Here is a 20372-nt window from a genome sequence, read left to right as displayed (position 1 = left end):
GACATGTCAATCTATACATATTAATATAAAAACATAATGTAAGCGCTTTAAAACGAAAAGGGGGGATCTTATGGTGGGAGTGCCTTGAAATGTTTGCCGGAATCGTTAATCAAATGGTGCACTGCTGTGATGTCTAAAGCATAAAACTAACCGGGGGGCTTTAAAAATGAAAAAAATGAAGCGGGTAAGAAATGTTTTGTTTTGTGCAATTCTTGTTTTAATGGTTGTTTTATCCGGTTGTTTAAGTTCAAAATCATCAGGATCCGGCAGTGGAAAAACAGAAATAAAAATTACATGGAGAGACCAGGGGGAGCATGACAACCTAAAACAATTCCTGACGAAAACTTTTATTCCTAAATTTGAGAAAGAAAACCCTGATATTAAAATTGTTTTGAGCCCGATCCAGGCAAGTGAAGGAGATTATTTCTCAAAGGTTGCGCTTGCGATGAAGTCAAGCAGTACAGCTCCGGACGTCGTGGCGGAGGATTCATTCATGTTAAATTCGGATGCAAACGCAGGCTATTTATTAAAGCTTGATCACTATTTGAAATCCTGGGATGAATGGAGCAAATATGAAGAAAACTTAAAAGCGGGTTCCAGAGCACAGAACGGGAGCTATTATGCGATACCTGGAACATCTGATTCGAGGGGACTTTGGTATAACAAGAGTGTATTTAAAAAAGCAGGATTGCCGACAAATTGGCAGCCAAAAAATTGGGATGACATCATCACTGTAGCAGAAACGATTAAGAAAAAACTTCCGGATGTTGTGCCATTATCAATGGGGGTAGCAAAGGCAAATGGCGAATCGGTTTCGATGCAGACGTTTGAAATGCTGCTCTATGGAACAAATGATACATTGTACGACGATAACATCAAAAAGTGGATTGTTTCAAGTAAGGGAATCAATGATTCTTTGAAATTTATAGATGAAGTATTTAATAAGAAGAAATTAGGTCCTCCTTTATCAATCGCGATGAATAGTAATTATGGTTCTGTTATGTTTCAAGATAAACTGCCGAAAGGAAAAGCGGGAATTATTTTAGACGGCTATTGGAATTTAGGAAACTATAAACCTGATGGTGCGGTTCCGATTAAAAATGTAGATAAAGTATTCGGGTTTGCCGCAATGCCGACACAGTACGGGCAAAAACCGGGCACCACGACAATGGTCGGGGGATGGACCTGGGCAATTCCGGCTAAATCACAGCATCATGACGCAGCATGGAAGGTCATTAAAGCATTGGGAAGTAAAGAAAACCAGGCGGCCAGAGCCATTTCTGAAGGAAACTTAACAGTACGTTCCGATTCGGCTGCTATGCCTGCTTACAAAAACAGAACCTTTATTCCTGAAGCTACCAAATATTTGAAAAACGGGCATTTCAGACCGGCGAATGACAAGTATCCAAATGTTTCTACAGAAATCCAGAGTATGGTCGAATCGGTTGCTAGCGGAAAAGCAACACCTAAAAAAGCAGCCCAAACATTTAAGAAGAATGTAACACGAATTGTAGGATCGGACAATGTCATTACGCGATAAGTCATATTGGAAAGGAGTAGAATGGACGCAACATCTGCTCCTTTCTCAAAAAACTTCGGACTATGAATCGGGGTGGCAAAATGGCAATGCAGTATCAGGAGGCAAAACATCAGGTAAAGCAGATAACGAGGAAAAGAAATGATGGTTTAAAATCTGTTTTTTTCTTGGCACCATCGTGGGTTCTATTGCTCCTGTTTTTTATCACACCAATGCTGCTGACCATCTTTTTTTCCTTTACAAATTTATCTTTGACAGGATCCGCAGCAAGCAAATTGGAATTTGTTGGATTTCAGAATTTTGTAAATATTTTTGAAGACCCGCAATTTAGAAGCAGCATTTACAAGACAATTATTTTTCTGTTTTTTTCCGCTATTATTGGGCAATGCTTCTTCGGCTTCTTCATTGCATTTCTGATGAAAGAAAAGAACAAATTGTTTCGGCAAATCATCGGATTGATCATTATTGCGGCATGGGTAACCCCTGAAGTGGTTGTGTCTTTCTGCTGGGTGGCATTTTTGGGCGATAATGGTACATTGAATCAGTTAATTGAATTGTTTCATTTTAAGCCAATTGCCTGGTTATTCACTTTCCCAATGATTAGTGTCATCATTGCAAATATTTGGCGGGGGACCGCTTTTTCCATGATGGTTTTTCAGGCCGCACTCGATGATATTCCGAAAGAAATAGAAGAAGCAGCGATCATTGACGGTGCTTCAAAATGGAAAGTGATCACGAAAGTTACGATTCCGATGGTAAAAGGGACGATTGCTACCAATATGATGCTTGTAACACTCCAGACGCTAGGGGTTTTCACGCTAATCTATACGATGACAGGCGGGGGCCCTGGAAATGCTACGATGACCTTGCCGGTGCTTATGTATAAACAGGCTTTTGTAAGTTATCAGCTTGGTTACGGCACAGCCATATCTTTGACGCTATTATTAATCGGCGTTGTGGCGAGTTTGTTGTATATGAAAACTTTAAAGATGAAAGTGTAGGCGATCATTATGGCAAAACGTAGTCATCGCTTCGAGATAGCCATTCATTATCTGATCTTAAGCATTTTAGGCATTCTCTTTCTGCTGCCTCTATTATGGATGCTGTTTGCTTCAGTAGACCCGAATGCCATTCAGGCTTTGAAAGTTCCGGAAAAAGTGACTTTCCAAAACTTCAACTCCATTTTAACGGATCCGGGACTGATGCGTTCATTTGTCATTGGGTTTTTCATCTCCGGCGGGCAGGCTTTGCTGGTGGTGTTCTTATGCATTATTGCAGCCTACCCTTTATCCCGCTATACTTTAAAATATAAAAAATCTTTTATGATGACGATTCTTTTTCTGACTTCTTTACCGATCACAGCGGTTATGGTACCGGTCTATCAATTATTTTTGACGTTAAAGCTGCAGGATTCATTGATCGCTACAACATTGTTTCTCACCGCGTCTTCACTCCCGTACGGCATATGGATGATGAAGAATTTCATGGATTCTGTGCCGATCGAACTGGAAGAATCAGCTTGGGTTGACGGTGCATCCACATTGAGAGGGATCAGGTCCATTGTAGCACCATTAATGTTGCCGGGCATTTTTACAGTAGGGATTTTTACTTTTGCAGGAAGCTGGGGAAACTTTTTTGTTCCGTATATCCTCATTCAAACACCTGAAAAAATGCCCGCATCTGTTACGATCTTTCAGTTTTTTGGGAATTTCGGAATGGTCAACTATGGAAGGCTTGCTGCATTTTCGGTGCTTTACACCATTCCTGTTGTTGTGTTCTATGCATTTTCTCAAAGCTATATGTCGAAAGGATTTAGTTTGGGCGGCGCCACAAAAGGTTGATTTAACAAAGGGGAGTGAAGGAAATGTTTTTTTTTAAAGAAAAATTGAAAGCCAGAATAAAAGAATTAGAGCCTTACCGTTATATGGAACGGACGCCGGTTACAGGCTGGTTAAAGAAAGAGGATCCGACAAAATCGTTGAAATATCCTCCTGAAATAGACGAATCATGGGAACACTTGAAAATGGGGGAATATTGGGAGGGAAGAGACAAGTATCTCTGGCTTCGGGCTGAATTTCAAGTTCCGGACTGCAGGGGAAAAGAACTGGTTCTTTTATTTGATTTTGGAAAAACAGGCGGGGGTCATAACTCCGGTTTTGAATCATTGTTATTTATAAACGGTGAACCCTATCAAGGTGTGGATTCAAATCATAAAGAAGTTTTTCTGGACGAACAGTATTTTGGCAAAAAGATTGAACTGGCTTTAAAACTTTGGTCGGGCCTTGAGGGCGGGGGACCGCAGAAAATTATGAGACACCAGTTCAAATACGGGGATTGTGCTATTTTGAATCCTACGGTGGATGATTTGTATTACACGTCAAATAATATGTTAAAAACGGTCGAAGCCATCGATCCGAATCTGCCCGAAAGCGTGCGGCTATTAAATGCTTTGGAAAGGGCTTTCCGGGAAATAGACTGGTCCTATCCGGGTTCTGAAATATTCTATCAATCTTGTGAAAAGGCAAATGAAGTGTTAACGGCAGAATTGTCCTCGATGGAAAAGAATACTTCTGTGAATATTACAGCAATTGGGCACACCCATATTGATGTGGCCTGGCTGTGGCGGCTGAAACATACAAGGGAAAAAGCGGCACGTTCGTTTTCCACCGTTTTGCGCCTGATGGAAAAATACCCGGATTATGTTTTCCTGCAAACACAGCCGCAACTCTACAAATTTATAAAAGAAGATTATCCGGAAATTTTTGAAAAAATTAAATCGAAAGTTAAAGAGGGGAAATGGGAAATAGACGGTGCCATGTGGCTCGAGGCGGACTGTAATATTCCGTCCGGTGAATCCTTTGTCCGCCAGATTCTCCACGGCAGCCGTTTCATCAAAAAAGAATTCAATCAGGATATCCATTATTTATGGCTCCCGGATGTATTCGGCTATTCCTGGGCATTACCGCAAATCTTGAAAAAATCGGGCATCAACACATTTATGACAACGAAAATAAGCTGGAATCAATACAACCGGATGCCCCATGATACTTTTATTTGGCGGGGAATTGATGGAAGTGAAGTATTGGCGCATTTTATCACTACACCGGAACCGGAGAATATTGGGACGGGTTCATGGTTTTATACGTATAACGGTTTGCTTGAGCCGAGTACGGTAAAAGGGATTTATGACGGATACCGCGATAAGAATATCAATCAAAATTTGCTTTTGTCTTACGGTTACGGGGACGGGGGCGGCGGAGTAAATCGAGATATGCTTGAAAACCGGAGACGGTTGGATAAAATTCCGGGGTTGCCGTATGTGAAAACCGGAAAAGCTAAAGATTTTTTTGAGGAGCTTCACGAAACCATTAATGATACAGATCAATATGTTCACACATGGGATGGGGAGCTTTACCTGGAATATCACCGGGGGACCTATACTTCTCAGGCATATGTTAAAAAAATGAACAGAAGGTTAGAATTTGCTTATCGGGAAATGGAACTGCTGCAGTCGTGGGCGTACAAAACATTGCCAAATTGGGAATATCCCGCTGAAAAGCTTCATGCCGGCTGGGAAATCATTTTAAGGAACCAGTTCCATGATATTATTCCGGGATCTTCTATACATGAAGTATATCAGGATAATAAAGAGGATTACGCAAATGCTTTAAAAATCATCACTGAATTAAAAGAAGACATGGCAAAAAAATTGTTTAAGGCATCCGGCTGTTCCTGGACTTTTATGAATACCGCCGGCTGGGAAAGAAATGATATTGTCAAGATACCGGTTCACCAAGAAGGCTATTTTCTCGATGAGAACGGACAAAAGTTAAACAGTGTAAAAACGAATGAAGGCTATGAAGTTCAATTAACCGGTTTGCCTGCATTAGGAAGCAAACAAATTTCGTTTATCACGGGCCCGGAAAATGGGCAAAAAGAAATCCCGTTTAGGGCAAGGGAAAAAAGAATCGAAACGCCGTTTTATCATATTGAATGGAATAATGAAGGGCAACTAACAAAAATATACGATAAGGAATATCAAAGGAATGTCCTGGATGAAAGTGGGAGAGGAAATATCCTCCAATTGTTTGAAGACAAACCTATGAATTTTGATGCTTGGGATATTGATTTGTATTATATCCAAAAGAAAAAAGAGTTGAAGGCTTCATCTATTGAAATGATCGAAGTAAACGCACTGTATGCGGTGATCCAATTTACCTACGAATTCGGTAAATCCCGGATTGTGCAATATATGAAAGTCTATCGGGATAATCGGAGAATCGATTTTGAAACAAAAGTAGATTGGCACGAACGGCAACAACTACTAAAAGCTGCTTTCGAGGTTGATGTCCGTGCAACTCAGGCAACTTATGACATTCAATTTGGTAATGTAAAAAGACCGACACATTGGAATACAAGCTGGGATATGGCGAGATTTGAATCTGTGGCACACAAATGGGTTGATTTGTCGGAAAGAGATTACGGCGTTAGCCTTTTGAATGACAGTAAATACGGGCATGATGTAAAAGATCATACGATGAGAATTACGCTGCTAAAAGGTGCGATTTATCCGGACACAGAAGCTGACATCGGGGAACATGCGTTTACCTACAGCCTGCTTCCACACAAAGGTGATTTTGTGGATGGATGGGTTGAACAAGCCGCATGGGAACTGAACAATCCCCTTTTAGGAATGCAGGGTATTACTTCTTTTGGACATACGCCGTTTTTTGAAATTGAAAATGGCGAGCATGTTGTTATTGATGCGGTGAAAAAACAGGAAGACGGGGACGGCCTGATTGTCAGAATCCATGAATTTACGGGTTCAAAGACAAAAGTTAAGCTTCGCCCTACTTTTGCTTTTCATCAATGGGTAGAAACGGATCTATTGGAAAATATAATAGATGGCAAGGTTGCGCAACAGTCGGATGCCGCCGAACTGTCATTTAAACCGTATGAAATTAAAACCATTTTATTTCATTAAATCTGTTAAGGAACGGGATACCACTTAAGAGCTGAGAAGGCCGTTTCAGGAGAAAAAATTATGAGCAAACGGTCCAGAGAAGGCTGCTGAACTTGCTAAAGACCACTTCATGGAAAAAATGAAAAGGGGGTTTTGAGACAGCCCCTTTTCTTTACAGTTTTTAAAAATAAACCTGGCAATCATCCGTTCATTTGTAGACTCTTATTTAAAAAAAAATCACCTGATTGTGGAATTGGTTAAAATGGAATGATCGCCCTATTATACTAGATTTCATGCCGACTTTTCGAGATTGAGTGAAAATTTTGTCGCGGATTCATAAATGCAGACTCCTGCGGAACCAGCCATTTTCCTTTTCTCTCTTTAAAATGGCCCTCTTCATAAATCACTTCGCCGTTGGATAAGGTCATGCTGATTTTGCAAGGAAACGTATGCCCGGTATAAAGGCTTTGTTTATGTTTGGCAAAAAAGTTTTCTTCCGACACCGTAAACGTTTCGTCAAGGGCAACAACAGCAAAATCCGCATCCTTTCCTTCCGCGATGCTGCCTTTTCCGGAAAGGCCGAACCGTTTCGCCGGGTTTTCGGCCGTCCATTTTGCCACATTAGTAAGCGGAATGTCGTGTTTTTTGGCCAGCTCAATGGCAGAGAGAAGGGTAAACTGGCCGCCGCTGATTCCGCCCCATGCTTCAAAAAGGCTGTGTACGGCCGGATCTTTTAATGCATATGGGCAAGGGGAATGGTCGGAAGCAATCATATCAAACTTGCCTTCTATGAAGAGTTGAATCAGTTTCTCCTGCTCTTCTTGTTGGCGGAGCGGCGGTGCGCATTTCGCAACCGCCCCTTTTTCGTCAAGGTCATCATGCGTAAACAATAAATAATGCGGGCAAGTTTCGACAGTCACATCCACGCCTTCCTGCTTTGCCGCTTCAATTTTTTGAATGGCTGCTTCACTGCTGATATGGACGAAATGCAAGGCGCAGCCCGTGAGTTTCGCATAGGTGATGGCCCGTTCAACGGCTTCGGCTTCCGCAAGCACGGGGCGGGTTTCCAAATAATCATCCGCACTCAGCGCACCTTGCTGCTCCTTTTGCTGTTTTAACCAATCCGTAATCGCCGCGCTTTCGGAATGGAGTGCAAGGATTTTCTCAAATGCGGCAATTTCTTTCATGCCGTTTAACAGGGTAAAATCGTCCGCGCGTTCAAATTCCGGATTTCCGGAGTCGGATAAAAAAGCTTTAAAACCGATCACGCCGGATTCGGCCAAATCTTTTAAATCAGCGAGATTCCCGGGCACGAGCCCGCCCCATAAGCCGAAGTCGGTAACGGATTTTTGCGTAGCGATTTCCGCTTTCTGAAGCAGCGCCTCTTTCGTTACGGTAGAGGGGATCCCGTTTAATGGCATATCAAAAAAGACAGTGCCGCCGCCTGCAGCGATCATCTTTGAACCGGTTTCAAAACCTTCCCAGTCTTCCCTTCCCGGCTCGTTAAAATGCACATGGATATCAATCATCCCGGGAAAAACATATTTGCCGGCTGCGTCGATTTCTTTTTGGCCGTTTCCGGGTATTTTAGGGCCAATGCGGACAATTTTTCCATCTATCACGGCAATGTCGGCCTGCTTCACTTCATCCGGGAGCACTATAAAACCGTTACGCAGGAGAAGATCATAATTTGCCATTTTTCCACCTCAATTCATCACAACGGATTTTGTTTTTTCTGCTGCGTACACATCCAGTGCCGCCTGCAATCCTTCGCCGCGGTTTAACTTTACACCATGCCGGATCAGCACCGCTTCCAATGCGCCTAATAGTGTAAGAACATTATCTTTTCGGCAGCCGTACCCCATTGTACCGATCCGCCATATTTTTCCATGGAGCGGACCGAAGGAAGAGGCAATTTCAATGCCGAATTCGTCAAGGAGCATGCTGCGCACCGATTCGCCGTCCGTCCCGTTTGGAATTTCCACGCATGTCACGCAAGGCAGCTTATGCGCCGGATTGCCGAATAAGGTTAAGCCCATTGCTTCCAACCCGGCGATGAGCGCTTTTTCATGCAATTTATGGCGCAAAAACCGCGCTTTAAGGCCTTCTTCCAATACAAGCCGCAAGCCCTCCCTTAATGCATAGATCATGGAAGTAGCCTCTGTATGGTGGTTCAACCGGCGCGGGCTCCAATAATCCTGGAGCATTCCCAAATCAAAATAATTACTGGCAATCGGGCGCATGCTTCTCGTGTAAGCGTGGTCTTCATCTGTGGCGATCCCGCGTTCCACTTTTTTTCTCGCCAATACGATTTTTTCGACCCGTTCGTTGTACGTGATCGGAGCCATGCCGGATGGGACAGACAGGCATTTTTGTGTTCCGGCAACAAGGGCATCAATAAACCATTCGTCGGTTTTGACATCGACACCCCCGATGGACGCGACTGCATCGACGACAAGGAGGACGCCTTGTTCGCGGCAAGCCTTCCCGATTTCTTCAAGCGGCTGCATTCTTCCTGTGGATGTTTCGCCGTGCACCATTGCCAGCACTTTCGGGTTTACCCTTTTCATTTCAGCAATGACCCGGCCAGGTTCGAATACTTCTCCCCACTGGCATTCGATCGTGTGGACGTCTGCGCCGTACCGTTCGCAAATTTCCGCGAACAAGTGGCCGAATCTGCCGTAAATCGGGACAAGAACGCGGTCCCCCGGCTCAAGAATGCTGCATAATACCGCTTCGAGCCCTGAGCGGGAAGTGCCGTCGACCGGGAACGCCCAGTGGTTTTTTGTTTGGAACACCTGCCTGAGCATTTCCATTACTTCGTTCATGATCGCTGTAAAAGCAGGATCGAACTGCCCCAGGATCGGTGTGCTCATTGCCCGCAATACCCGGGGGTCGACCTCAACCGGGCCGGGTGTCATAATGATTCTTTTTGGAGTACATAATTCCGTGTAAGCCAAAATGATCCTCTCCCAACTTGTGTAAAATGTTTTGGCCGCAATGCCGGTGCCATTTTCCGGATTTCCAATTCGACACCTAATTTGTCAGTAATGAACGCCGTGTAACTTGTGCATTTTTCGTAACCCTGCTTTTTTCGTGAACCGGCCGGCAATGCCACATCTGTAATCTCCCGCAAATATTGCGTGAGCCGTAATGCGGACATATCATTCTGAAAATTTCTGGCGCCCCTTATCCACATGCCGCCGATTCCTTATTCATAAGCCAGCTTGTATAAAATATTTTCCAATAAAAGGATACCGGTTTCCAAGTCCCGGATGGCGGTGTATTCTTTCGGGGAATGGCTGATGCCGTTTTGGCTCGGGACAAATAACAGCAAAGTCGGGCAGAACGGGCCGAAGATTTGCGAATCATGGCCGGCGCCGCTGACTATATCCTGAAAAGCAATCTTTTGCTGTTTTGCAATTGACCGCGCCGTCTCGGCCAGTTCCCGGTCCAGTTCAACCGGTTCAGCATCCAGCCATTTCGTCACGGCCACGCCAACCCCCATTTTTGCGGCATCCCGTTCAAATGCCGCAAAAATATCTTCGCAATATTGCTCGATGACTTCCGATTGGTGGTGGCGGACGTCCAGGCTGAACGCCACCTCGCCCGCCACGACATTCGAGACATTCGGCTTGACATCGATTTGGCCGACTGTGGCAACCAATCGGGGATCCGTTTCTTTTGCCTTTCTTGTTAAATAAGAAATAAATTCTGCGGCTGCGCTGACCGCGTCTTTCCGCAACTGCATCGGTGTCGTCCCGGCATGGTTGCTTTCACCTTTGATCCGGACTGTATAGCGCCGCTGCCCGACGATGTGCGTCACAACCCCGATGGCTTTTTCATTTTTTTCCAGCACCATGCCTTGTTCAATATGAAGCTCCACGAATTTTTTCACATCCGGACGGACAGGAGGCGTATAGTGTTGCGGGTCAAATCCTGAGGCACGCATGGCATCCAAAAAGGCAATGCCATCCGTATCCTGTATCTTTTTGGCGACGTTCAGATTGTAGATGCCGCAAATATTTTTTGAGCCCCAAAATGTTAAAGGAAAGCGGCTGCCTTCTTCCTCGCACAAAGAAACGATTTCGATCGTTTTTTTCGGGGCGCCGTACTTCCGGAACAGCCTTGTAACGGCAATGAATCCGGCGATAATGCCGTACGCGCCGTCATATTTCCCGCCTTCCGCAACCGTGTCGATATGCGAACCGGTTAAAATCGTTCCGCTATTTTCCGTTCCTTGTAATCTCCCGAATAAATTGCCGACGCTGTCAAAATACGTTTGCAGCCCTTCTTCTTCCATTTTTGCTTTTAAGGCCTGCTGTGCTTCCTTCCAGGCGGGGGTGTACAAAAGCCTTGTGACCCCGCCGCTCTCTGTTTTGCCGAATGAAGCAAGCCACTCGATCATGGCACTGATTTGATTTGTTTCGGATATTGGATTGACGAGCATGGCGTTCCCGGCCACTCCTTTCACATTGAATGTTATTTTTCCTAACATAAACAATTATGATAAATCAAGTTTACCGACTGTTCGGGAAAAGTTCATTATGGATACTGCACAAATTTTCAAAGTTTTTTGTTCATGTTCACTAATTCGTGGTACAATAAGTCAAAATTAGAAATTTTGGAAATCGGAGGCGTCCCCATGAAAGTATACGAACTGTTCGAGATTCCAAAGCTCGCCGGCATGTCGCTCATCGCGGGAAAATCGGGAAAAGATCATGAAGTCCAGACGGTCAATATGATGGATGCACCTGATATTGTCCATTTTTTAAAACCGAATGTTTTTCTGGTCACTACCGCGTACCATTTTAAAGATGATCCGAAAAAACTTGCGGATTTGATCAGGACGATGTCTGATAAGGGGTGCGCTGCGCTGGGGATCAAAACAAAACGGTTTTTGCAGGAAGTCCCGAAAGATGCGCTTAATCTTGCCGACCAGTTGGCTTTCCCAGTGATTGAACTGCCGCTTGACTTGGCGCTCGGGGAAGTGGTGGACCTCACATTACGGGCCATCGTGGACAAAACGGCCCAGGAATTAACGATCGCCCTCGAGGCCCATAAGCGGTTTACGCATGTCATTATGCAAGGAAACGGCATCCGGCCGCTCCTCCATGAACTGTCGAAAATGATCCGTCACCCTTCTGAATGTATCGACCAGCACTTAAACGTGATTGCACGTAATCCGGGTGCCGGCGCCGTTTTTTCCGCACTGGAAACCGTCCTGCCCGTCCATTTTCCGGCAGAAACCTTATCCTCTCCTTTAATGTTTTCGGCTGCAGCGGAAAGGCAGACGTACACGCTATTTCCGATGCACATGAACGAAAAAAAGATCGGTTTTTTGGCGGTCCACGGGGAGCTGGACAAAACGGACCATTTGAGCGCCCTGATTATAGAGCAGGCGATGAATGTCATTTCTTTTGCTTTGATGAAAGAGCAGGCGATCAAGCAGCATGCGCGCAGCATCCGCAATGATTTTTTCCTGCATTTTCTCGAGGGGGCTTTTTCATCGCGGGAAGAAATGATCCACCGCGCTGCTGAATTTTCCTTGCGCAATGACCAGTCGTATATTTGTGTTGCCGGAAAAATCGACGGCAGTTGTGGGCATGCCGATCTCAGGCAGCAGGAGGAGATTTATGAATTTATCGAGGATGAGGTTGCGAAAACGGATCCGAAAGCCCATTTTTTTACAAAAGGAGACTACTGCATCCTGCTGTATGAAGTGCAGGAATACGGAAGCTTTTCTATTGAAGACCTGCTGCGGTATATCCAAGAGAAAGTCTCCGCTTATTTTGGACATACAATTTCGTTCGGAATCAGCAATTTGAGTCATTCTTTCCTGCAGGTTCGAAATGCTTATAAAGAAGCGGCCGATGCCCTTAAATCGGGGGAGATATCGAAAAAAACCGGTTACATCCAGACTTATTTGACAAAAGACGTGATGGCGCTGTTGCGGTTGATTCCGCGCCAAGATCTGGAAAATTTTTATGCATTCGCGCTTCAAAACTTCTATCATATGAAATCCGATGAACGGGAGTCCCTGCTTGCCACATTGTCCGTTTATCTGGAAACGAACTGCCAAATTTCCGAAACGGCAAAGCGGCTCTATGTCCACCGCAATACGGTCGTTTACAGGATTGAAAAATGTGAAGAGCTGCTTGGAAAAAGTTTAAAAGATCCGGATACCAACCTTCAGTTGAGGATCGCGTTGAGAATCCGCAACATGCTCGAGCCGATCGGTTAAGGGGCTGGCCTAAAATCCCCTTTTAAGCAGAAATTTTTCTCAATGGTCTTTATAAAACTTCTTGGGATCATTTTAGGAGTTTTATTTTGCTCTAACGGTCGTGACAAAGCTTCTCAGAATCGTTTCCACGGAAAAATATGTCTTGAGATAGACTGTACAGACTGCCCATTGAAAGAGAGGTGTACGAAAGCAAAGGCCAAAAAGATCCTTTGGTCTGGCGGGGGCGCGCAAATTCACGCCCGGAGAAAAATCGGGGTGGAAAACGCGTTCGGTCATATCAAAGGCAATCTGTCATTCCGTAGATGTTCATTGTGGGGGCCGGCCGCATCGCCACAACTTTCTAAAGGGGCTGTCCCAAAGGGCGGTAATCTGGCTGGGGGACGCCCCTTCTTTGTGTAAAGCATTGTTGGAGGTTGTTGATGATCGCGAAATTCACTCGCTTTCCGCATGCGTCGCGAGCCTCCTCGCTTGTTCCTCACGTCACTCGCTGCGGGGTCTCTTCTTGCTCGCTTTTCCCGCAGGAGTCTCGTAAATTTCGCGATCATCAACGCGTGCTAAACGAAGAAAGCGCAAAAAAACCGCCTTTTCCATTATAATGTAAGTGACTAGCAAACATTGAATGGAGGCGGTTTTTTTGAGTAACTATTCAGCTACCTTTATTGATTATAACATGGGACAACTCATTCTTCCATGGATTTCAGTGACATGATTCCAAAAGGCCATGTAGCCCGCGTTGTTAAGGATATGGTGAATCAAATCAGCGACGACTTCTTCTTCTCGTATTATAAAGGCGGAGGCCGTCCTTCGTATCACCCTAAAATGATGACAAAAGTAATTCTCTATGCTTACGCTGAAAAAAGTTATTCTTGCCGGGGTATCGCAAAAGCCCTTCTTGAAAATCTTCCGATGATGTGGCTGTCTGGGCAACAAACGCCAGATTTCCGAACCATCAACCGATTCCGTTCGGAACGGATGAAAGACATGATCGAGCCCCTTTTTACCGAACTCATTAAGCTTTTATTGGAACAAAATATATTACGATGGAAAACTATTTTATGGACGGCACGAAGATCGAAGCAAACGCCAATAAGTACACGTTTGTCTGGAAAAAAGCGACAGAAAAATATGAAGAGAAACTCCAATAAAATCTTCAAAAGACGTTTCAGTTGATCGAAGAAACAATCGAATTAGATGAAAAAAACGTTAAAAGAAATGAAAGAACAAGCTGAACGCGTTAGTGCAGAGCAGCTGGAGAATATTGCAAAAAAAGGTGGAGCAAAAAGTCAAAGAAGCTGAATCAGACGCAGACCAAGAAAAAGACAAAGAAATTAAGAAAGAGAAAAAGGCAGTGTATCGATCAAAACAAAAAGTTTACAAGAAACTCGCGGAAAAGAACCGCCTGCTTCAGAAAGAAGACCCTGGAAACAAGAAAAACCGTCGAGAAAAATTATGTTCTCAACGGTTTTTCTTGTTTAAAAAGGGGTTTTTGGGATAGCACCTTAGCTTTTCTTAATTATGTTAGATTTACTTACATAATTTTTTTGATTATTATCTAAATTCACCAGAAAAACACATTGATTTTAGTTAAGGTGTACATTGAATAGCGAGAGATATTTGGTTATTATGTGAAGTAATATAACTTGAAAATGTTATAAAATTCTACGGTGACAGTGAGGGAGGATTTGATGTGGATCAGAAAATCGGGATTTCGAAAATTTTTTCGCTTGGCGTGCAGCATGTGCTTGCGATGTATGCGGGGGCCATTTTGGTTCCGATCATTGTTGGCGGGGCATTGAAATTTACGCCGGAACAGCAGGCCTTTCTCGTCTCGGTCGATTTGCTGACATGCGGGTTGGCGACGCTTTTGCAGTCGTGGGCACCTAAGTTTTTTGGAACAGGCCTTCCGGTTGTGATGGGGACATCCTTTGTTGCCGTTTCCCCGATGATTACGATCGGCACCAGATACGGCGTTACCGCGGTTTACGGTTCCATCATCGCCGCCGGTTTGTTCATTATTTTGTTTTCCAAAGTGTACGGGAAATTATTGAAGCTTTTCCCGCCTGTTGTGACAGGGACCGTTGTCATGATTATCGGATTATCCCTGATCCCGACCGGCATCAATAATATGGGCGGCGGGCAAGGCAGCAAAGATTTCGGGTCCGCTGAGAATTTAACTCTTTCTTTCGGCGTCCTCGCGTTGATTTTGGTGATGAACCGTTTCTTTAAAGGGTTTTTCCGCGCCATTTCCGTTTTGCTCGGTATTATTGTCGGAACCATTGCGGCGGCATTCATGGGGAAGGTGGATTTCAAAACGGTTGCTGAGGCTTCCTGGTTCCGTGTCCCGGACCCTTTCCATTTTGGTGTCCCAACGTTCCACATTGTCCCGGTCATTACAATGATCATTGTCGGCACGGTGATTTTGGTGGAATCTACGGGGGCTTTCCTCGCGCTGGGAAAAATGACGAACAGGAAATTAACCGGGGATGACATCACGGACGGCTACCGCGCAGAAGGGCTTTCCTTTATTCTCGGCGGTATTTTCAACGCATTTCCGTACAGCACGTTCTCGCAAAATGTCGGGCTTGTCCAGCTTTCTGGCATTAAAACGAGAAAAGTGACGATTGCAGCCGGGCTGATTTTGATCTGTCTCGGGATGTTGCCAAAAATTGCCGCGTTGGCGACGATCATTCCAACAGCAGTGTTCGGCGGCGCAACCGTCGTGATGTTCGGGATGGTCGTATCCGCGGGGATCCGGATGTTGCGGGAAGTGGATTTTTCCGACAACAGCAATCTCTTGGTTATTGCCTGCTCAGTATCACTCGGGCTTGGTGCGACGGTTGTGCCGAATTTATTCCATGTTTTGCCTTCCATGTTCAGAATTCTCGTCAATGACGGGATTATTTGCGGCAGCCTTTGTGCCATTATTTTAAATCTCCTGCTGCCAAAGAAAGGGCGCAAACCGGCTGAAGCAGTTCCGGCTCCGGCAGTGGAAGCGGGCTTAAGGGAAGGCTAAAGGGGTTTTGGGCATGATGTTGACAATCCATGAGTTGAATCAAGCCACGCAGGATGAATTTGTGGAACAGCTCGGGGGGATTTTTGAACATTCCCCTTGGATTCCTAAAAAAGCTGCATCCTTCAGGCCATTTTCTTCATTGGATGAATTGCACCGGACGATGGTCCAAATTGTAGAAAATTCGGGTGAAGATTTGAAGCTTGCCTTGATCCGGGAGCATCCGAATTTGGGAGAGCGGATTGCGATGAGTGAGGATTCCGTATCGGAACAAAAAGGGGCCGGGTTGTGTGACCTTACAAGGGATGAATATGAAAAATTTAAAACCGCCAACGCGCAGTATATGGAGAAATTCGGGTTCCCGTTTATTTTAGCGGTGCGCGGTAAAAACAAAGGCCAAATTTACGGGGCAATGCTGGCTAGGCTGGACAACAGCCGGGAAGAAGAAATTGAAACGGCGCTCCAGCAAATCTATCAAATTGCGTACTTTCGGTTAGAGGAACTGTTCCGTACATCAATTGAGAATGAAAGGATGGAAGATCATGAGTTTAGAAGCGCTGAATGAGCGGGTACATAAAGATCTTTCCTGCCTTGCTTTTGGAGGGCCGGATTGGGTGCGCCCGTTCAGCCATCCGGAAGGGCATGTGTATGACGTGGTGATTGTCGGGGGAGGGCAATGCGGCCTCGGCGCTGCGTTCGGTCTGCTGCGGGAGCGGATCTCGAACATCCTGGTGATCGACGAAAATCTCGAAGGTTATGAAGGCCCGTGGGATACGTATGCACGGATGTTGACACTGAGAACCCCGAAGCATTTGACATCAATTGATTTCGGTATCCCTTCCCTGACTTTCAGAGCCTGGTGGGAAGCGCAATACGGGGAGAAGGCGTGGGACGATCTCGATAAAATCCCGCGCGGCGAATGGATGAATTATTTGCGCTGGTACCGGAAAGTGCTTCGTCTTCCTGTCCTGAACCAAGTTACGTTAAAACTGATTGAGCCGGAAAAAGGGATCCACCGATTGCATATCGGAGGGGAAGGCGCGCCGTCAAGCTTCCTGCTGGCCCGGAAAGTAGTTTTGGCAACCGGCATTCAGGGCGGAGGGGAGTGGCATGTGCCGCGGATGATCAAAGAAAAACTTCCTTCCTATTTATATGCCCATACCTCGCAAACGATGGATATGGAAAGGTTGAGGGGCAGGAAAATCGGCATTTTAGGCGGCGGCGCATCCGCTTTTGACAATGCGAATTATGTGCTGTCGGAAGGTGCGGCGGAAGCCCATGTGTTTATCCGCAGCGACGATTTAAAACGGATTAATCCGATCCGCCAGATGGAAGTTTCGGGCATGATTGAACGGTACCATGCTTTGTCTGATCATGACAAGTATGCGGTAATGGCCCATTTTTTCAAATACAATCAGCCGCCGACAAACGATATTTTTAACCGCGCTAGCGCATGGCCCGGATTCCGGCTGCATACCGGGTCGCCTTGGCTCGATGTAAAGGCGGAAGGCGGCGGGGCGGTTGTCACCACCCCGCATGGAGATTTTCAATTTGATTTTTTGATTCTCGCAACGGGGCTTGTTTCTGACCCATCGCTGCGGCCGGAATTGCGGCTTGTGGAGCCTTACATTGCCCGCTGGGGTGACCGGTACCGCGCGCCTGAAGATATCGCCAATCTTTTGATTGATGCCCATCCATATCTCGGCCCGGATTTTGCATTTGTAGGGCGTGATGAACGGGGGGAACATCGGTTGCACGGCTTGTTTGCTTTCAATTACTCGGCCTTGATCAGCTGCGGCCTCTCCGCTTCTGCTTTATCCGGATTAAGATTTGCGCTGCCGAAACTCGTGCAGGGCATCGCCGACCAACTATTTCTTGACGACCGCGCGGAAATATTAAAAGATTATTTTGCATACCGTGAAATCGAATTTACCGGAAAGTGGCCGGGAACGGAAAATGCAGTGTTTTTCGCGTCCGCTGAAAATTCATGATCGGAAAGGGAGATATGATGTCTGGTTTAACGACGCATATTTTGGATTTAACACATGGCAAACCTGCGGCCAATGTGGCAGTACGGCTGTATAAGTTTGAAGATTCATTGTCAGATTGGAAACTTTTGGAAGAATCCGTAACGAATGGGGACGGCCGGCTGGATGCCCCGCTTCTTTCCGGGGAAGAGATGAAGATCGGGGTGTATCAGCTTATTTTTTCGATCGGCAGCTATTTCCGCAGCCAGGAAACGAAACTGCCGGAACCGCCTTTTTTAGAAGAAGTGCCCGTCCAGTTCGGGATTTCCGACCCTTCCGCGCATTACCATATTCCGCTGCTCGTTTCTCCGTGGGGGTACCAATTGTACCGTGGGAGTTAAGTTAGCAACCTTCAGGCATGCGCCTTGTTTTTCTAGGGCAAAATGCGTGGCGGACTGCTTCGGGGCGGGGAGGGGCTAAGTCCGATTTCGGATAAAATATTTTGCTGAAATGTCTCTTAGGGAAGAGCTAAGGGACATTTTGGTAAAAAAATTGCTGTCAAAATGCTTCAAAAGCAGCTGGATCTAAAATTTATTACAGAAGTGACCGGCCTGAGTGAGGATGAAGTGCTGAAAATAAAGCAGCAGATGAAGGAGTAGTGTGATTTAAAAAATCGGTTTGACGGATCAGCAATCGTTTTGTCAGAAAAAAACAAGGCCCTTCGCGGACATTTGCGGAAGGCCTTGATTATAGTTCCAGAATCAATCATCAGGGGTAAAAGATGAGTATGTAAAAGGAAATTCTCCCCCTTTATCGAATAAAAAAGAAACATGTATGTTGATTAGATGAAATGGGGGAAGTGCAATTGCAAACTGCTTTTATCGCCGGCCACGCCAAGCTGCCTTCCGGGATGGCCGCCAAAAGTATTTATGAAACTTTGACAATCACTGCTGAAATTGAAATGAAGTATGGCGTTATCCTTGATGTTTCCTGCACATTAGCCACGGAACACGGCAGAAGATTTATTTCCAATCTGCTTAGAGGGTACAGCTTAAATGACGGGATTGAAGAGCCGCTTAAACAGCTCCAGGAATTTTATTTGGGAAAAGCTTCGAATGCATTGATTTCTGCTTTTAAAGATTTGTACAAGCAGTATCATATCATGCTGAAATCAAAACGGGGGGAGTAGCATCCCCCACAAGTTAAAGCGACATATCCATATCTTTTGTTTCTTTCCAAATCCATGTCATAAGAATAAGAAATGCTGCCGAAGACAGGACGCCGACCGTCATGACAGTTCCGAATCCGTACGTGCCGGAAAGCAGGCCGATGATCACCGGTGTAAGCATGCCGCCGAAGAAATTACCGGCATTGTATGTCAGCCCGTGTCCGGCAGACCGCATCCGGATCGGGAAATGTTCTGCGGTATAGGTCGCATTTATGCTCCAAACGCCGCCGGGGCCAAAAAATCCGACAATGATGGCGCCGATATAAAGAAGAATATTATTATGAAGCATGACAAACAATGGCGCGCCAATCATAGAACCGAGTGCTGAAATGGTGATCGTCCAGCGCCTGCCGATTCTGTCTGAAAAATAACCAAATATAATGCTGCCAATGACAGCTGATAAATTTAATAGAATTGTAACGATGCTGATCATTGTCACAGTGAAGTGGTGTTCGACCTTTAAAAACGTCGGATACCAGGAGCAAATCGAGTAAAACAACACCAAAAATCCGGCATTGACCAGAATGGAATGAATGGTGTTCCAAAACTGTTTTCCGACGAATAGATTTACAAGCGGAACTTTATCGATTCCATGCTGTTCCGTTTCTTGTTTTATCCAATTCTTTGTTTCTTTTAAAGTGAGCATGGTATAAATGCCCAACAGAATCGGAGGAACCGCAGCGATATAGAACATTTCCCGCCAGCTTCCCGTTGAATAAATGCCCAAATACAGGAGGCTTGCCAAAATCCCGCCGGCAGGAAAGCCGATTTCAAGCAACCCGGAAGCCAACCCCCTCTTGTTTGGAGGGACGGATTCCATAAGAAGCGGAACCCCTACGGAATACATTGAGCCCATCCCGAGGCCAAACAGAAAACGTACGGCATATAAGAATGTAAATGTTGGAGAAAAACCGGAAACGAATTGGAAAATGCCATACCAAATCATCGACACGATCAATGGGATTCTGCGCCCCCATTTATCTGCGACGGTACCGACCAACGCGCCGCCGATCAGTCTTGCAAGAACAGTGATCGAAGTGACGGTTCCAAATACAGCAGCGGTAACATCAAATTCTTTCATGATGTCGACCGCAATGTATGTCAGCATCAAATAATCAAATGCGTCGAAGATCCACGCCAATGTAACAATCACCAAAATATTGATTTGTGTTCTGCTCATTTTTTGGCTGGATTTACCCGGCGCATGATGGACAGGCATATTCATAATGGTAACCTCCTTAATCCGTTTGATATAAAACGCTTTCAATTCAGGAGAGATGTACCCAATCCCTTTTACAAAGAACTTCCAAAAGACAGTTTGCGACGGACGGCCCGCCGAATTGTCTTATTGAATGTTTTAAAAAGACAGATCGGGCGCGTGCTACCGCCGAATTGCCTTTTTTAAAAGGGGTACCGAGGTCGT

General features: G+C 45.4%; 17 protein-coding genes. 13 read left to right on the top strand and 4 right to left on the bottom strand.

Annotated elements, in window-relative coordinates; translation table 11 throughout:
• Positions 1–166 precede the first annotated feature (166 nt).
• From GBH70_RS08845 to GBH70_RS08830, 4 genes are all read left to right on the top strand, one after another.
• The gene (locus GBH70_RS08845; RefSeq protein WP_253693668.1) at positions 167–1540 is read left to right on the top strand and encodes an extracellular solute-binding protein; all 1374 of its coding nucleotides are present in this window, start codon (positions 167–169) and stop codon (positions 1538–1540) included.
• An 86-nt stretch (positions 1541–1626) separates the two neighbouring features.
• On the top strand, positions 1627–2538 hold the full coding sequence (locus GBH70_RS08840) for a carbohydrate ABC transporter permease (RefSeq protein WP_151680697.1): 912 nt from the start codon (positions 1627–1629) through the stop codon (positions 2536–2538).
• Positions 2539–2547: 9 nt separating this feature from the next.
• Positions 2548–3378, top strand: a complete 831-nt coding sequence (locus tag GBH70_RS08835) for a carbohydrate ABC transporter permease (RefSeq protein ID WP_151680693.1) — start codon at positions 2548–2550, stop codon at positions 3376–3378.
• Positions 3379–3401: 23 nt separating this feature from the next.
• The gene (locus GBH70_RS08830) at positions 3402–6521 is read left to right on the top strand and encodes an alpha-mannosidase (RefSeq protein WP_151680692.1); all 3120 of its coding nucleotides are present in this window, start codon (positions 3402–3404) and stop codon (positions 6519–6521) included.
• A 263-nt stretch (positions 6522–6784) separates the two neighbouring features.
• Here the strand turns inward: GBH70_RS08830 and GBH70_RS08825 are convergent, their stop codons facing one another.
• The 3 genes from GBH70_RS08825 to allC all read right to left on the bottom strand — a co-directional run bounded on the left by GBH70_RS08825 (position 6785) and on the right by allC (position 10950).
• Positions 6785–8197 (bottom strand): allantoinase, encoded by a 1413-nt coding sequence (locus GBH70_RS08825; RefSeq protein ID WP_151680691.1) that lies wholly within the window; start codon positions 8195–8197, stop codon positions 6785–6787.
• 9 nt (positions 8198–8206) lie between these two features.
• Positions 8207–9421, bottom strand: coding sequence for a pyridoxal-phosphate-dependent aminotransferase family protein (locus tag GBH70_RS08820; protein ID WP_151680696.1), 1215 nt, complete (start codon positions 9419–9421; stop codon positions 8207–8209).
• 290 nt (positions 9422–9711) lie between these two features.
• Positions 9712–10950, bottom strand: coding sequence for an allantoate deiminase (gene allC / locus GBH70_RS08815; protein WP_151680695.1), 1239 nt, complete (start codon positions 10948–10950; stop codon positions 9712–9714).
• A 195-nt stretch (positions 10951–11145) separates the two neighbouring features.
• On the opposite strand from allC, the gene GBH70_RS08810 reads away from it, so the two are divergent.
• From GBH70_RS08810 to GBH70_RS08775, 9 genes are all read left to right on the top strand, one after another.
• Positions 11146–12744 (top strand): PucR family transcriptional regulator, encoded by a 1599-nt coding sequence (locus GBH70_RS08810; protein WP_151680690.1) that lies wholly within the window; start codon positions 11146–11148, stop codon positions 12742–12744.
• Between the two features lie 705 nt (positions 12745–13449).
• Positions 13450–13914 carry a transposase gene (locus tag GBH70_RS08805; protein WP_172967467.1) on the top strand — a complete coding sequence of 155 codons (465 nt, stop codon included), beginning with the start codon at positions 13450–13452 and terminating at the stop codon, positions 13912–13914.
• A gap of 88 nt (positions 13915–14002) precedes the next feature.
• Positions 14003–14239, top strand: coding sequence for a hypothetical protein (locus GBH70_RS08800; RefSeq protein ID WP_151680688.1), 237 nt, complete (start codon positions 14003–14005; stop codon positions 14237–14239).
• A 192-nt stretch (positions 14240–14431) separates the two neighbouring features.
• Positions 14432–15757, top strand: coding sequence for a nucleobase:cation symporter-2 family protein (locus GBH70_RS08795; protein ID WP_151680687.1), 1326 nt, complete (start codon positions 14432–14434; stop codon positions 15755–15757).
• 13 nt (positions 15758–15770) lie between these two features.
• A complete protein-coding gene (gene uraD, locus GBH70_RS08790) occupies positions 15771–16319 on the top strand; it encodes a 2-oxo-4-hydroxy-4-carboxy-5-ureidoimidazoline decarboxylase (protein WP_253693665.1) in 549 nt (182 codons plus the stop codon).
• Positions 16297–17745: an NAD(P)-binding domain-containing protein gene (locus GBH70_RS08785; protein ID WP_151680686.1), complete on the top strand. Its 1449-nt coding sequence runs from the start codon at positions 16297–16299 to the stop codon at positions 17743–17745. The genes uraD and GBH70_RS08785 overlap by 23 nt, the downstream gene beginning before the upstream one ends.
• A 17-nt stretch (positions 17746–17762) precedes the next feature.
• Positions 17763–18122 (top strand): hydroxyisourate hydrolase, encoded by a 360-nt coding sequence (gene uraH / locus GBH70_RS08780; protein WP_151680685.1) that lies wholly within the window; start codon positions 17763–17765, stop codon positions 18120–18122.
• 150 nt (positions 18123–18272) lie between these two features.
• Positions 18273–18380 carry an Rpn/YhgA-type helix-turn-helix domain-containing protein gene (locus GBH70_RS17990; RefSeq protein ID WP_503827273.1) on the top strand — a complete coding sequence of 36 codons (108 nt, stop codon included), beginning with the start codon at positions 18273–18275 and terminating at the stop codon, positions 18378–18380.
• Positions 18381–18586: 206 nt separating this feature from the next.
• Positions 18587–18910 carry a DUF3870 domain-containing protein gene (locus GBH70_RS08775; protein ID WP_151680684.1) on the top strand — a complete coding sequence of 108 codons (324 nt, stop codon included), beginning with the start codon at positions 18587–18589 and terminating at the stop codon, positions 18908–18910.
• Positions 18911–18923: 13 nt separating this feature from the next.
• On the opposite strand, the gene GBH70_RS08770 is transcribed toward GBH70_RS08775, so the two are convergent.
• Positions 18924–20174 carry an MFS transporter gene (locus GBH70_RS08770; protein ID WP_151680683.1) on the bottom strand — a complete coding sequence of 417 codons (1251 nt, stop codon included), beginning with the start codon at positions 20172–20174 and terminating at the stop codon, positions 18924–18926.
• Positions 20175–20372 lie beyond the last annotated feature (198 nt).

Source organism: Weizmannia acidilactici (assembly GCF_008974225.1).
Taxonomy (GTDB): Bacteria; Bacillota; Bacilli; order Bacillales; family Bacillaceae_C; genus Weizmannia; species Weizmannia acidilactici.
Note: the sequence above shows the minus strand (reverse complement) of the source record. Positions and strands in the feature narration are given on the sequence as shown.

Excerpts from the sequence above, each read along its gene's own strand:
- GBH70_RS08840 (WP_151680697.1), top strand. The coding sequence starts at position 1,627 with ATGCAGTATCAGGAGGCAAAACATCAGGTAAAGCAGATAACGAGGAAA.
- GBH70_RS08825 (WP_151680691.1), bottom strand. The coding sequence starts at position 8,197 with ATGGCAAATTATGATCTTCTCCTGCGTAACGGTTTTATAGTGCTCCCG.
- uraH (WP_151680685.1), top strand. The coding sequence starts at position 17,763 with ATGTCTGGTTTAACGACGCATATTTTGGATTTAACACATGGCAAACCT.
- GBH70_RS08770 (WP_151680683.1), bottom strand. The coding sequence starts at position 20,174 with ATGAATATGCCTGTCCATCATGCGCCGGGTAAATCCAGCCAAAAAATG.
- GBH70_RS08820 (WP_151680696.1), bottom strand. The coding sequence starts at position 9,421 with ATGACACCCGGCCCGGTTGAGGTCGACCCCCGGGTATTGCGGGCAATG.
- uraD (WP_253693665.1), top strand. The coding sequence starts at position 15,771 with ATGATGTTGACAATCCATGAGTTGAATCAAGCCACGCAGGATGAATTT.
- GBH70_RS08785 (WP_151680686.1), top strand. The coding sequence starts at position 16,297 with ATGAGTTTAGAAGCGCTGAATGAGCGGGTACATAAAGATCTTTCCTGC.
- GBH70_RS08810 (WP_151680690.1), top strand. The coding sequence starts at position 11,146 with ATGAAAGTATACGAACTGTTCGAGATTCCAAAGCTCGCCGGCATGTCG.
- GBH70_RS08835 (WP_151680693.1), top strand. The coding sequence starts at position 2,548 with ATGGCAAAACGTAGTCATCGCTTCGAGATAGCCATTCATTATCTGATC.
- GBH70_RS08805 (WP_172967467.1), top strand. The coding sequence starts at position 13,450 with ATGATTCCAAAAGGCCATGTAGCCCGCGTTGTTAAGGATATGGTGAAT.
- allC (WP_151680695.1), bottom strand. The coding sequence starts at position 10,950 with ATGCTCGTCAATCCAATATCCGAAACAAATCAAATCAGTGCCATGATC.
- GBH70_RS08845 (WP_253693668.1), top strand. The coding sequence starts at position 167 with ATGAAAAAAATGAAGCGGGTAAGAAATGTTTTGTTTTGTGCAATTCTT.
- GBH70_RS08830 (WP_151680692.1), top strand. The coding sequence starts at position 3,402 with ATGTTTTTTTTTAAAGAAAAATTGAAAGCCAGAATAAAAGAATTAGAG.